The sequence below is a fragment of the Helicobacter pylori NCTC 11637 = CCUG 17874 = ATCC 43504 = JCM 12093 genome (assembly GCF_900478295.1).
GTDB classification, from domain to species: domain Bacteria; phylum Campylobacterota; class Campylobacteria; order Campylobacterales; family Helicobacteraceae; genus Helicobacter; species Helicobacter pylori.
Window position 1 is genome coordinate 1,249,979 of record NZ_LS483488.1, and the last position, 14,322, is coordinate 1,264,300.

At 39.6% G+C, this 14,322-nt stretch carries 11 protein-coding genes; 5 read left to right on the forward strand and 6 right to left on the reverse strand.

What is annotated here, in order from left to right; all coding sequences use genetic code 11:
* Window positions 1–72: 72 nt before the first annotated feature.
* The 6 genes from guaA to DQL14_RS06305 all read right to left on the reverse strand — a co-directional run bounded on the left by guaA (window position 73) and on the right by DQL14_RS06305 (window position 7,030).
* Window positions 73–1,599, reverse strand: coding sequence for a glutamine-hydrolyzing GMP synthase (guaA, locus tag DQL14_RS06280; protein ID WP_108169114.1), 1,527 nt, complete (start codon window positions 1,597–1,599; stop codon window positions 73–75).
* Window positions 1,596–2,093, reverse strand: a complete 498-nt coding sequence (locus DQL14_RS06285) for a hypothetical protein (protein WP_108169115.1) — start codon at window positions 2,091–2,093, stop codon at window positions 1,596–1,598. The genes guaA and DQL14_RS06285 overlap by 4 nt, the downstream gene beginning before the upstream one ends.
* Before the next feature lie 172 nt (window positions 2,094–2,265).
* Entirely contained in the window at window positions 2,266–4,656 is a 2,391-nt protein-coding gene (locus tag DQL14_RS06290) for a molybdopterin guanine dinucleotide-containing S/N-oxide reductase (protein ID WP_108169116.1), read from the reverse strand.
* Window positions 4,657–4,759: 103 nt separating this feature from the next.
* Window positions 4,760–5,350: a DUF3972 domain-containing protein gene (locus DQL14_RS06295; protein WP_033588022.1), complete on the reverse strand. Its 591-nt coding sequence runs from the start codon at window positions 5,348–5,350 to the stop codon at window positions 4,760–4,762.
* Window positions 5,351–5,375: 25 nt separating this feature from the next.
* Window positions 5,376–6,698, reverse strand: coding sequence for an aminotransferase class V-fold PLP-dependent enzyme (locus DQL14_RS06300; RefSeq protein ID WP_108169117.1), 1,323 nt, complete (start codon window positions 6,696–6,698; stop codon window positions 5,376–5,378).
* A gap of 17 nt (window positions 6,699–6,715) precedes the next feature.
* A complete protein-coding gene (locus DQL14_RS06305; protein ID WP_001100348.1) occupies window positions 6,716–7,030 on the reverse strand; it encodes a histidine triad nucleotide-binding protein in 315 nt (104 codons plus the stop codon).
* Window positions 7,031–7,110: 80 nt separating this feature from the next.
* Here DQL14_RS06305 and pheS point away from each other — a divergent pair, with 80 nt between their 5' ends.
* The 5 genes from pheS to DQL14_RS06330 all read left to right on the forward strand — a co-directional run bounded on the left by pheS (window position 7,111) and on the right by DQL14_RS06330 (window position 14,301).
* A complete protein-coding gene (gene pheS / locus DQL14_RS06310) occupies window positions 7,111–8,097 on the forward strand; it encodes a phenylalanine--tRNA ligase subunit alpha (protein ID WP_000557065.1) in 987 nt (328 codons plus the stop codon).
* A complete protein-coding gene (gene pheT, locus DQL14_RS06315; protein ID WP_108169118.1) occupies window positions 8,097–10,391 on the forward strand; it encodes a phenylalanine--tRNA ligase subunit beta in 2,295 nt (764 codons plus the stop codon). Before pheS ends, pheT begins: the two co-directional genes overlap by 1 nt.
* Window positions 10,392–10,406: 15 nt before the next feature.
* Window positions 10,407–11,696 carry a 3-phosphoshikimate 1-carboxyvinyltransferase gene (gene aroA / locus DQL14_RS06320; RefSeq protein ID WP_108169119.1) on the forward strand — a complete coding sequence of 430 codons (1,290 nt, stop codon included), beginning with the start codon at window positions 10,407–10,409 and terminating at the stop codon, window positions 11,694–11,696.
* Window positions 11,686–12,510, forward strand: a complete 825-nt coding sequence (locus DQL14_RS06325) for a 4-hydroxy-3-methylbut-2-enyl diphosphate reductase (protein WP_108169120.1) — start codon at window positions 11,686–11,688, stop codon at window positions 12,508–12,510. The genes aroA and DQL14_RS06325 overlap by 11 nt, the downstream gene beginning before the upstream one ends.
* Before the next feature lie 120 nt (window positions 12,511–12,630).
* Window positions 12,631–14,301, forward strand: coding sequence for a 30S ribosomal protein S1 (locus DQL14_RS06330; RefSeq protein WP_108169121.1), 1,671 nt, complete (start codon window positions 12,631–12,633; stop codon window positions 14,299–14,301).
* Window positions 14,302–14,322: the final 21 nt, after the last annotated feature.

Below are 14,322 nucleotides of genomic sequence, written 5' to 3' on the forward strand. Positions count from 1 at the left end.
TTTCTTTTTCTTTAAAATCAATTCCTAATCTTACCCAAAAAATCCCACTTTTAGCGCTATTTTTTAAGATAATCATTCCCATTCAATCGTTCCTGGTGGTTTAGAGGTAATATCATACACCACCCTATTGATACCGCTCACTTCATTAGTGATACGATTAGAAACCTTTTCTAAAAAAGAATGCTCTAAAAATGAAAAGCTCGCCGTCATGCCATCGCTCGCATTTACCGCTCTTAAACAAATAGCGTTTTCATAAGTGCGATTATCCCCCATAACCCCCACAGAATTGACATTCAACAGCACGCAAAAAGCTTGCCAAACCTTGTCATACAAATTGGCTTTTTTAAGTTCCTCTATAAAAATAAAATCCGCTTCTTGCAAGCGTTTGATCTTACTCTCGCTGACTTCGCCTAAAATCCTTACAGCAAGCCCAGGCCCTGGAAAGGGGTGGTGCATTAAAAAATCCTGGCTAACGCCCAATTCCTTACCCAACAAACGCGCCTCATCTTTAAACAATTCCCTTAAAGGCTCTATGAGTTTAAAGTCCATCCATTCAGGCAGTCCGCCCACATTATGGTGGGTTTTGATCACTTTTGAAGGCCCTTTAACGCTCACGGATTCAATCACATCAGGGTATAAAGTGCCTTGGGCTAAAAACTCAATTTTGCCTTTTAAATGGTGCTTCTTGGCTTCTTTTTCAAACACTTCAATAAAGGTTTCGCCGATGATTTTTCGCTTCAATTCAGGCTCGCTCACGCCCTTTAATTTAGACAAAAAGATTCCTTTAGCGTCTATCGTGTTTAAGGGGATTTGCAAGTCTTTAAACATCGCTTGCACTTTTTCTTTTTCATTTTTACGCAACAAGCCATGATCCACAAAAACAGCGATCAAATTATCCTTAATGGCTCTGTGCAATAGCGTAGCGACCACCGTAGAATCCACGCCCCCACTCACCGCGCACAAAACCTTAGCGTCAGCAATTTTTTCTTTCAATCGCGCGATTTCTCTTTGAGCGAAATGCTGCATCCCCCAAGTTTTTTCACAGCCGCAAACTAAAAGGGCAAAATTTTCTAAAATCTTACCCCCTTCTTCGCTTTGAATGACTTCTGGGTGGAATTGCAAGCCAAAAATCTTGCCGTTTTCAATCGCACAATGGGGGGAATTAGGGCTTTTTGCAAGAGTAGTGAAGCCTTTAGGCAATTCTATGACTTTATCCATATGGCTCATCCACACAAGGCTTTTAATCTTCACGCCTTCAAAAATCACGGAATTTTGAGTGATTTCTAAAACAGCCTTACCAAATTCTTGCTCATTCGCACCAACCACTACCCCCCCAAAAAAATCCACCAGATACTGCATGCCGTAGCAAATCCCTAAAATCGGCACATTCAAATCAAAGATTTTCTCGTTAGGCTTGTAAGCGTCTTTAGCGTACACGCTCGCTGGCCCCCCACTCAAAATCAAACCTTTAGGGGCTTTTTTTTGAATGTTTTCTATGCTTTCAAAAAAAGGGACTATTTCTGTATAAATCCCGCTCTCTCTCAATCTTCTAGCGATCAGCTGTGTGTATTGGCTCCCAAAATCTAATACTAAAATCATCGCTCATTCTTTATTTTTGTTTGTGTTTTATCATACTGACTCTTATAATCCACTCTGTGGCTCTCAGCCAACTCAGGCGCTTTTTGCACAAACCAGCGTTCTAATTTTTCTAATTCGTATCTGTAATTTCCACCTTTGGAGCAATACTGAGAATCAATCAGCGAAAACGCATAGAGCGTCTTACTTTCTTTAGATTGGAATAAAAACTCCTTATGGAATAGCGCTTTTTTAGGCATGCCGCTCATCAGAGATTCAGGCAATAAAAAAGCGTCAAAACCACAAAGGACTTTTTTACTCAATTTGTTGCTTTTGGTAACCACAAAAATGAGATCTGTTTTCATGTCTTGTTTAAAAGCTAATGAAAGCACATTTAAAAAGGGCAGAGCTAAACTTTTATCCACTCTAACCTTAAAAGCTTTAAAATCCCCTAATAAGACCCCCATAAACAAAACCAACCCCACGCAACATTTCAAACTCATTTGAAAAACGCTCATCTTTTATAATCCTTGACTTATCATCGGTTGCATAACCACAAGTTACATGACGCAAAGTATTATAATATAAAAATTGAGAATCACCCCACGCTTTGGCTTGGCTAGTATCAAGTCTTTAGTTATTAAGCCTTTATTGGGTAAAAACACTCTCATGCTAGTATTTTCACTCCGTTTAAGCCCCAATGATGCTTGGTGTTGAAATAGAATGATAGGGTTTGACTAATTCATATCTTCTGAGTCTTCTGATATTAACTAAGGCGGTATTGGCTGAAATGGCTTGTGTCATGCTGCTTGTGGGGCGCAAAGAAGTGAGCGTATTCACATGCCCTCCATTGCATCGTGGGTTTCTAACCCTCTCATCTTCTGGGTCATACCACGCCCCTTTTTGGATACTCAAAACCCCTTGACGGATATTCTTAGTTACAAACGCCCCTGCTAACAACCTCCCCCTAGCGTTAAACACTTCTACAATTTCACCATGCCTAATGCCTAATTTATTAGCGTCTAGTTCGTTGATCATTACAGGCTCTCTGCCTTGAATTTTATACACATTCCTAACCCAAGTGTTATCAAGCTGTGAATTGACACGGTATTTTGGGTGCGGGGAGATCAAATGGAACGGATAAGTCTCAGCCATTTTAGAGCCTAGCCACTCAGCTGGCTCAAACCAAGTAGGATGCCCTTTAAAATCGGCCAGTTTAAAATCCGCGCATTTTTGAGAAAAAATTTGAATTTTCCCGCTCTCTGTATCCAGTTTATTACTAATAGGGTCTTGCCTGAATTTCGCATGACGCACAAACTTTCTCGCATTTTCAGGGATTTCAAACTCCACAAAGCCATCCCTCCAAAATTGATCAAACGATTTCAAAGTAGGGCCATCGCTTTTTTCATAAAGGCCCTTAATCCATTCCACGTAACTCTTAGATTCAGTGAATTTCTGCTCTGTTTCATTGCCCCCAATGCGTAAAGCAAGCTGTCTGAAAATCTCATAATCGTCTTTAGATTCATAAACAGGCTCTACCACCTTACGCATGGCATAAACCACATTCTTAGAATAACTCCCTCCAAAAGTAATATCATCTCTTTCCATAGTGCTAGTGGAAGCAAAGACAATATCAGCAAATTTTGCCGTAGGCGTCCACCAAGGCTCATGCACGATCACGCAATCTAAGGTCCTTAAAGCGCGAATCAGCTCGTTTGTATCAGCTTCATGCCCTAATAAATCCGCCCCACAATTGTAGATCATTTTGATTTTAGGTAATTTAAGTTTTTTACCCATAAAATCAATTTCTTTATCCGGATTCAAAATCGCTTCAGAAACTCTAGATGCTGGAATAGTGCTTTTTACAGAATTATGCCCTTGCGAAATCATAGGAACAATTCTTGCCCCTGAGCTTGCTTGAGCGTTCCCTCCATAATGCATAGAAAAGCCAAAGCCCCCACCAGATAAGCCCACTTGACCAATCATACTGGCTAAAACAATTAACGCCCAATCCGGTTGCTCGCCATACTGAGCTCTTTGCATGGCCCAATTACCCGCTAAAAAAGTGCGCTTAGAAACAAACAAATCCGCTAATTCTTTGATTTTTTCTGCACTCACTCCAGTGATTTGAGACGCCCATTGTAAATTCTTAGGTGCATTATCGCTCTCTCCTAGCAAATAGGGTAAGAATTTATCAAAACCATCAGTGTATTTAGCGATAAACGCTTTATCATATTGATTGCTTGTATAAAGATAATGCATCATGCCTAGCATTAACGCTACATCAGTGTTAGGGCGAATGGGTATCCATTCAGCATTAAAGGCTTGAGCGGTTTCGGTATAAATGGGATCGATACTGATGAATTTAATACCAGCTCTTTTATACTTGGGGTAGTAGCTGTCATTGACATGGTTTGGCACAAAATAATCAATGCGGTTGCACTTGAGTAAATCTGCCCCCCACATGACATACACCTTACAATTTTTAATCATCTCTTCATGCGTGGTTTGTTGCGAATAAACTTCCATATCCCCTACAATCATAGGGTTTATTCTTGCAGCCGCGCCATTACTATATTCCCCATCAGTGCCAATAGCCCCCCCTAAAGTCGTGTTAAAAAAACGCCATGCTAAATGATGGCAACGATGCAAGCTGCCCGCATGCCCCCAGCCACCATAACTGGCATTATAGATGTTTTCTTTAGGGATTTCTTTAAGCTTTTTAGCCGCTAAATCCAACGCCACATCCCAACTCACGCGCACAAACTCTTCTCTCCCGCGCAATTCTTTGTGGTTTTTTTTGTTTTCTAAGAAACTCTTGCGCACGCAAGGATACTTCACTCTACTATCTGAATACACCCTATCAACCATCGCTTTTAACATCATGGTAGGGTTATAATCGCTCTTTTGGGGGACAATATCTTTAATCACTCCATTTTGAACCTTTGCGATAAAGGAACCAAAATGCGTTGCATGCGGAATGGATTCTACTTTTTCAAAAACACCAACAGCTTTCAAACAATTAGTGCTAGCGAGCGCGATGGGGACTTTTGTTAGGATACTTCTGCGTGAAATGGACATGGTTCTCCTTCAAGCTTGCATTCTGTTAAAACACCCCAAATTCTAACATAGATTCACCTAAAATTACCGCTAATAAAATCCCACTATTGAGATTAATTTGAAACTACTTTTTATTCACGCTGCTCATGTCAGCGACTTTCCCCCACATCAAGCGGTATTTCCTCTTCATGAATTCAATTTCTTCTCTCGCTTGATTGAGTTCATCTCGCAAAAGATCAATGGTTTTTTTATCTTCTTCATAGACTTCTTGCATAGAAATTAAAGCGTCTTTTAAAAACATGTTTTCATTTTTAAAGGCTGAAATCGTTTCGTCTTTAGCGCTAATGACTTTATCATGCAAGTTTAAAATCGTGTTAATGGTTTTTTCCACAAACACAGGCTCTAAAGAACGCCCGTTCATATCCATAGAAATCAAATTATTTTCTACCTTTTTGATTAAAGCGTTTGTCCCGCTGCTCGCATCAATTAAAAGCTTGTTGTGGCTTATTTTGCTCTTGATTTTACCAAGATTGACTAATTCTAAAATCCTTTCTTTAGGAAGCCCTGAAAGGCGGCTGAACTCTTCTAATTCAAGCCATGCTAAAGCACTCAAATCCTCTAAAACCACCGGCTCTTTAGACTCTTTTTCTTTATCCTCTACTTCTTGCTCATTTTGTTGTGTCGCTTGCGCTTTGTTCAAATCTAAAATATCCAAATTTTTCCTTAAAAATAGTTTTAGCTTAACGCAATTTTTTAACCGCTTTTTTCAAGCTGTCTAGCAAATAATCAATATCGTTTATGGAATGCGTGAAGTGCAAGCTCACTCTAAGCCATCCGGGTTTAGCGTTAAAATCGCTTGACTTTTGAGCGTTAAGATTCAATAAATCATGCCCATAAGGCCCTGCGCAAGAGCAACCTGCCCGGGTCTCAATAGCGTATTCATAGCTTAAAACCCTCGCTAAATCATAGGGCGAAATCCCCCCAATATTAAAAGCCACTACCCCCACACGACTCGCTGTTAAATTCCCATAAATATTAATAGCGGGCAAGTCTTTTAAGCCATGCATGAGCACTCTTAAAAGGTTATTTTCTTTCTTGTGGATAAAATCCAAACCGCATTCATCTCTTAATTGATACGCTAGAGCGCTCCTGTAAAATTGCAACAATCCTGGCGTGCCAAATTCTTCCCTTAAAGGCAATTCATCAATAAATTCATGCCGTGTGCAATTAGCGTATTTAATCACGCCCCCTGCGCTAAAACTCGGGGCGATCTGCGTGTCAATCAAATCTTTAGAAATGCCTAAAAGACCGCACCCTCCAATGCCCCCTAAAAGCTTATGAGGCGCATAAAAACCGGTTTGGTACTCGCAATCTTTAGGGTTGGCATGCGCGCTAAAATTCGCTAAATCCAAAGCCAAAGCGGCCTTATATTTCTTGCACAATGATGAAACTTCTTTTAAGGGCGTGAGCAGTCCGGTTACATTAGAAGCCGCGCTCATAGAAACCAGGCTGTTAGGGGATTTTTTTAAAGTTTGCTCTAAAATTTCTAAATCCAACAAGCCATGTTCATTCAAAGGGATACGCGCCACTTCACACAAGCCTTCACGCCAACTGATTTCATTAGAATGATGCTCATAAGGCCCTACAATCACACGCTTTAAAGCCATATCTTTCAAATACGGCTCTAAATTTTTCTTCGTTTTTGAAGGGATACACACCCCTAAAATTTCTTGAAATTTCTTAATCGCTGAACTCGCCCCATACCCCGCGCTCAAGACGCAATGATTAGCGCTCAAATTTAAAGAACGCTTTAACTTTTCTTGGCACTCTTTTAAAAGCATGCCCATTAAAATCGCATGTTTAGAAGCGATGGAATGAGCGTTCGCGTAATAAGGCAGTAAGGATTTCACGCGTTTTTCCACTAAAGCGCTCGCTAAACCTGAAGCCCCCCAGTCAAAATAAGACACCCCTTTTTTTAAGATAATACTAGATTTAACCTGCTCTAAAACGCTCTCGTTAGGGTTGAGTAAAGGGGCAAAACTCCTGTTTAAAAACGCTTGCACGAAATACCACCAACCTTTTAATGCATATCCTCGCTTAAAATATGAAAATGCAAATGCATCACCTCTTGCCCGGCGTTTTTACCCACATTCGTTAAAAGCTTGTAGCCCTTTTCTTTGATGCCTAATTTTTCCACCACTTCAAAAATAAAACTTGTCATTTGAGCCATAAGCTCTGGGGTGATGCCATTAAAATCCTGAATGCTTTGTTTGGGGATCACTAACGCATGCACTTTAGCTTTAGGGTTAATGTCATAAAAGGATAAAAAACGCTCGTTTTCTAAAATCTTAGAACAAGGGATTTCGCCTTGGATTATTTTTTCAAACACATTCATGCTTTTTTGCTCCCTTTTAAGGTTTTTCTTTTATTAAAGTTGTATTATAGCTTTTTAAAAATAAAATATAAGGATCGTTATTGCACACCTTAATAGAACGCTTAGAAAAGGTTACTAACAGCAAAGAGTTAGAAGAAGCGCGTTTGAATGCTTTGGGTAAAAAGGGGGTTTTTGCGGATAAATTCAACCAGCTCAAAAACCTGAACGGCGAAGAAAAAAACGCCTTTGCTAAAGAAATCCACCACTATAAACAAGCGTTTGAAAAAGCCTTTGAATGGAAAAAAAAGGCTATTTTAGAGCTTGAATTAGAAGAACGCTTGAAAAAAGAAAAAATTGATGTGAGCTTGTTTAACGCTATTAAAACAAGCTCTTCTCACCCTTTGAATTATACTAAAAATAAAATCATTGAATTTTTCACCCCATTAGGATACAAGCTTGAAATCGGCTCTTTAGTGGAAGATGATTTCCATAATTTCAGCGCTTTAAACTTGCCCCCTTACCACCCTGCAAGAGACATGCAAGACACTTTCTATTTTAAAGATCACAAGCTTTTAAGGACCCACACTTCGCCCGTGCAAATCCACACCATGCAAGAACAAACCCCACCCATTAAAATGATCTGTTTAGGCGAAACCTTTAGGCGCGATTATGATTTGACTCATACGCCTATGTTCCATCAAATTGAAGGGCTTGTCGTGGATCAAAAAGGGAATATCCGTTTCACGCACTTAAAGGGCGTGATCGAAGACTTTTTGCATTATTTCTTTGGCGGCGTGCAATTAAGGTGGCGCTCTAGCTTTTTCCCTTTCACAGAGCCAAGCGCTGAAGTGGATATTAGCTGCGTGTTTTGCAAGCAAGAAGGCTGTAGGGTTTGCTCGCACACAGGTTGGCTAGAAGTGTTGGGTTGCGGCATGGTCAATAATGCGGTGTTTGAAGCCATAGGGTATGAGAATGTGAGTGGGTTTGCTTTTGGCATGGGGATTGAAAGATTAGCCATGCTGACTTGCCAAATCAATGATTTGCGCAGTTTCTTTGAAACTGATTTGAGAGTGTTGGAGAGCTTTTAATGAAACTGAGTGTCAATGATTTGAGTGTTTTTGTAGATGCGCCTAAAGATATAGCCAAACTCTGTGAGGATTTGAGCCGCTTAGGTTTAGAAGTGGAGAGCTGTATCCCTTATGCCGCTCCTAAAAATGTGGTTGTTGGTAAAATTTTAGAAAAAGCCCCCCATAAAAACGCTGAAAAACTCAGCGTGTGTCAAGTGGGTGTGGGTAAGGAAGTGTTACAAATCGTGTGCGGGGCTAAAAATGTCGCGCCAAACCAATTCGTGCCAGTCGCTTTAAATGGGGCGCTAATCGGCTCAACAACCATCGCTAAAACGGAGCTTAGGGGGGTTGAAAGCTGTGGCATGATTTGCTCTAGCATTGAATTAGGCTTCCCTAAAATCAATGATGGCATCTTGGAATTAGATGAGAGCGTTGGGGAGTTGGTTTTGGGGAAAGAATTAAACGAATACACCCCTTTCAACACGCATGTTTTAGAAATTTCATTGACTCCTAATCGTGGGGATTGCTTGAGCGTTTTAGGTATTGCCAGAGAAATTAGCGCCTTTTATCACACGCCCCTAAAGCCTATTAAGGCTTTAAATTTTACGCCAAAAAGCGATTTTGTTACGCTTAGTGCGGGTGAAAATATTGAATCGCATCTGGCTTATTATTTGGTTTGCAATCATTCTTTAAAAACCCCTTTAAATGTCAAACTTTCGCTCGCTCACAATAATGCCCTAAGCGAGAACGATCTAAACAATTTCATAGAATTTAGCACGCATTTTAGTGGGGTAATAATGAACGCTTATAACCTGGATGCAACCCCTATGGATTTGAGCGTGAAAAACGATGAAAACAACCTTGAAAGCGTTTATATCAACCATCAAAAACGCTCCACTATCGCTATAAAGCATCAAGATCAAAAAGATTTGAGCGAATATTTGCTTTTAGAAGCGAGCTATATTGATCCGATAAGCCTGTCTTTAAAATTACACGCCCTAAAAGATAAAACGCTTCAAAAAGACAACGCCCTTATTTATAGGAGTGCTAGGGGGAGTAACCCTAATTTATCAGACGGCTTGAATTTTTTAAGCGCTCATTTGAAAGCGACGATTTTAGAAAGCAAACAAACTGAGCATTCTTTAAAAGATCGCACCCTTAAATTCCAACTTGAAGACATTACCGAGATTTTGGGGCTTGCCATAGAGGAAGAAAAAATTCAAGGCATTTTAAAAAATTTAGGTTTTAAAGTTAGCATAAAAGAGCCAAACTCAAAACCCCAAATTTTAGAGGTTGTTGCACCAAATTTCAGGCATGACATTAAAACGATCCAAGATATTGCTGAAGAAATCTTACGCTTTGTAGGGATTGATAATCTAGTCTCAAAGCCTCTCAATTGCATCAGTAATAAAAATTCAAACCCCCATTATGACACGCACCGCTTTTTTGAAAACCTTAAACACAAGGCTCTCGCTTGCGGTTTTAAAGAAGTCATTCATTATGTGTTTTATTCTAAAGAAAAACAGCAAAAACTAGGCTTTGAAGTTTTAGAAGATCCCCTAGAATTGCAAAACCCTATCACAACGGAGTTAAACACCCTAAGGACGAGCCTTGTTTGCGGGCTTTTAGACGCCAGTTTAAGGAATAAAAATTTAGGGTTTAAAAGCATAGCCCTTTATGAAAAAGGGAGCGTGTATAACTCTAAAAGAGAAGAAATCCAAAAACTAGGCTTTTTAGCGAGCGGCTTACAAAAAAAAGAAAGCTACCCTGATTCTAAAGGCAAGGCTTGGGATTTTTACTCTTTTGCCGAATGCGTTTCAAAAGTTATAGGGGATTTCAGCTTGGAAAAACTGACCACTCAAACCCCCATTAACCACCCCTACCAGAGCGCTAAAATCATTCAAAATCATGAAATCATAGGCGTAATCGCTAAAATCCACCCTAAAGTGATCCAGGAATTGGATTTGTTTGAAAGCTATTATGCTGAGATAGACGCTTTTAAACTCAAACGCCCTGCCATGCTATTAAAGCTCTTTAGCATTTACCCTAGCAGTGTGAGGGATTTGACTCTCATCATTGATGAAAACACCGCTTTTAGCAATATTAAAAAAGCCCTAAAAGACGCTAAAATCCCTAATTTAAGCGAGATTCTACCCCTTGATATTTTTAAAGAAAGTAATAATTCCATAGCCTTAAGCGTGCGTTGCGTGATCCATTCTTTAGAAAAAACCCTGAATGATGAAGAGGTCAATTCAGCCGTGCAAAAAGCGCTTGAAATTTTAGAAAAAGAATTTAACGCCCGCCTTAAGGGATAATACAAAGGATAATATGTGATAGAGCTTGACATTAACGCTAGCGATAAATCGCTCTCGCACAGAGCCGTTATTTTTAGCCTGCTCGCTCAAAAGCCTTGTGTTGTGCGGAATTTTTTAATGGGAGAAGATTGTTTAAGCTCTTTAGAAATCGCTCAAAATTTAGGGGCTAAAGTGGAAAATACCGCCAAAAATTCTTTTAAAATCACGCCCCCAACGGCTATAAAAGAGCCTAACAAGATTTTAAATTGCAACAATTCTGGCACCAGTATACGTTTATACAGCGGGCTTTTAAGCGCTCAAAAAGGCCTTTTTGTTTTAAGCGGGGACAATTCCTTAAACGCGCGCCCCATGAAAAGAATCATTGAGCCTTTGAAGGCTTTTGGGGCAAAAATTTTAGGGAGAGAGGATAACCATTTCGCCCCCTTAGTGATCTTAGGGAATCCTTTAAAAGCTTGTCATTATGAAAGCCCTATCGCTTCAGCTCAAGTCAAAAGCACTTTTATTTTAAGTGCTTTGCAAGCTCAAGGCATAAGCGCCTATAAAGAAAATGAGCTTAGCCGTAACCACACAGAAATCATGCTTAAAAGTTTGGGAGCTGATATTCAAAATCAAGACGGCGTTTTAATGATTTCACCCCTAGAAAAACCCCTAGAAGCCTTTGATTTTACCATAGCCAATGATCCGTCTAGCGCATTTTTTTTCGCCCTCGCTTGCGCGATTACGCCAAAAAGCCGCCTTCTTTTAAAAAATGTCTTGCTCAACCCCACTCGCATAGAAGCTTTTGAAGTTTTAAAAAAAATGGGCGCTTCCATAGAGTATGTCATTCAATCCAAAGATTTAGAAATGATTGGCGATATTTATGTAGAGCATGCCCCTTTAAAAGCGATTAACATTGAGCAAAATATCGCCAGCCTTATTGATGAAATCCCTGCTTTAAGTATCGCTATGCTTTTTGCAAAAGGCAAAAGCATGGTCAAAAACGCTAAAGATTTACGATCTAAAGAAAGCGACAGGATAAAAGCGGTTATTTCTAATTTCAAAGCTTTAGGGATTGAGTGCGAAGAATTTGAAGATGGGTTTTATATAGAGGGATTAGAAGATATAAGCCCATTAAAACAACGCTTTTCTCACAAAAAACCCCCCCTTATTAAAAGCTTTAATGATCACAGGATTGCGATGAGTTTTGCTATTTTAACTTTAGCACTGCCTTTAGAAATTGACAATTTAGAATGCGCAAACATTTCTTTCCCGCAATTCAAACGCTTACTCAATCTATTCAAAAAAGGGAGTTTTAATGGAAATTAAAATGGCTAAAGACTATGGTTTTTGTTTTGGCGTCAAAAGAGCGATACAAATCGCTGAAAAAAATCAAAACAGCTTGATTTTTGGCTCGCTCATTCATAACGCTAAAGAAGTCAATCGTTTGGAAAAAAACTTCAACGTGAAAATTGAAGAAGACCCTAAAAAAATCCCTAAAAACAAAAGCGTGATCATAAGAACCCATGGCATTCCTAAGCAGGATTTAGAATACTTGAAAAACAAGGGGGTCAAAATCACCGATGCGACTTGTCCGTATGTGATCAAACCCCAGCAAATTGTGGAATCCATGAGTAAAGAAGGGTATCAAATCGTGCTTTTTGGGGATATTAACCACCCTGAAGTCAAGGGCGTGATCAGCTATGCCACTAACCAGGCTTTAGTCGTCAATTCTTTAGAAGAGTTGCAAGAAAAAAAGCTCCAACGAAAAGTGGCTTTAGTCTCTCAAACCACCAAACAAACCCCAAAACTCTTGCAAATCGCTTCCTATTTAGTGGAAAGATGCACTGAAGTGCGTATTTTTAACACGATTTGTAACGCCACTTCTTACAACCAAAAAGCCGCTTTGGATTTGAGTAAGGAAGTGGATATTATGATAGTCGTGGGCGGTAAAACTTCTTCAAACACCAAACAGCTCCTAAGCATCGCCAAACAGCATTGCAAAGACAGCTACTTGGTAGAAGACGAAAACGAATTAGAGTTAGCGTGGTTTAAGGGTAAAAAATTGTGTGGGATTACCGCTGGGGCTTCCACGCCGGACTGGATTATAGAAAATGTCAAGCAAAAAATCAGCACGATTTAACACATTTTGAAAATTTTCTTTAAAAAAATAGCTAATTGTTAGTTTTTAAACGATTTTGTAAGCCAAAAAAGGATACAATACCCTTAAGGATTTTATATTTATTTTATAGTAAGGCAGTCAATGAGCAAGATAGCAGATGATCAGAACTTTAATGACGAGGAGGAAAACTTCGCAAAACTCTTTAAAAAAGAATTAGAAAAAGAAGAAACCTTAGAAAAAGGCACTATCAAAGAAGGGCTAATCGTTTCCATCAATGAGAATGATGGTTATGCCATGGTGAGCGTGGGCGGTAAGACAGAAGGCCGTTTGGCTTTGAATGAGATCACCGATGAAAAGGGGCAGTTGCTGTATCAAAAAAATGACCCCATTATCGTGCATGTGTCCGAAAAAGGTGAACACCCTAGCGTTTCCTACAAAAAGGCCATTTCCCAACAAAAGATTCAAGCTAAAATTGAAGAATTAGGCGAAAACTATGAAAACGCCATTATTGAAGGCAAGATTGTAGGCAAGAATAAAGGGGGCTATATCGTGGAGTCTCAAGGCGTGGAGTATTTTCTCTCCCGCTCGCACTCTTCTTTAAAGAATGACGCAAACCATATCGGCAAACGCATTAAAGCGTGCATCATTCGTGTGGATAAGGAAAACCATTCTATCAATATTTCTCGCAAACGATTCTTTGAAGTCAATGACAAACGACAGCTTGAAGTTTCTAAAGAATTGTTAGAAGCCACAGAGCCGGTATTGGGGGTTGTGCGCCAGATCACCCCTTTTGGCATTTTTGTAGAAGCTAAGGGGATTGAGGGCTTAGTCCATTATTCTGAAATCAGCCATAAAGGACCAGTCAATCCTGAAAAATACTACAAAGAGGGCGATGAAGTCTATGTCAAAGCCATCGCTTATGATGCAGAAAAAAGACGCCTTTCACTCTCCATAAAAGCGACCATAGAAGACCCATGGGAAGAGATCCAAGACAAGCTAAAACCCGGATACGCCATTAAGGTGGTGGTGAGCAATATTGAACATTATGGGGTGTTTGTGGATATTGGTAATGATATTGAAGGCTTTTTGCATGTTTCTGAAATCTCTTGGGATAAAAATGTCAGCCACCCTAGCCATTACTTGAGCGTGGGGCAAGAAATTGATGTGAAGATCATTGACATTGATCCTAAAAACCGCCGCTTAAGGGTTTCTTTAAAACAACTCACTAACAGGCCTTTTGATGTTTTTGAATCCAAACACCAAGTGGGGGATATTGTAGAGGGCAAAGTGGCGACTTTAACGGATTTTGGGGCGTTTTTGAATCTGGGTGGAGTGGATGGCTTGCTCCACAATCACGACGCTTTTTGGGATAAAGATAAAAAATGCAAAGACCACTATAAAATTGGCGATGTGATCAAGGTGAAAATCCTTAAAATCAACAAAAAAGATAAAAAGATTTCTTTGAGCGCGAAGCACTTGGTGACTTCCCCCACAGAAGAATTCGCTCAAAAGCATAAAACAGACAGCGTGATTCAAGGCAAAGTGGTGAGCATTAAGGATTTTGGCGTTTTCATTAATGCTGATGGCATTGATGTGCTGATCAAAAATGAAGATTTGAACCCCTTGAAAAAAGATGAAATCAAAATAGGCCAAGAAATCACATGCGTGGTGGTTGCAATTGAAAAATCTAACAACAAGGTGCGTGCTTCTGTGCATAGGTTAGAGCGCAAAAAAGAAAAAGAAGAATTGCAAGCTTTTAACACGAGCGATGATAAAATGACTTTAGGGGATATTCTTAAAGAAAAACTCTAAAGAGTGATTTTAAAAGCATGA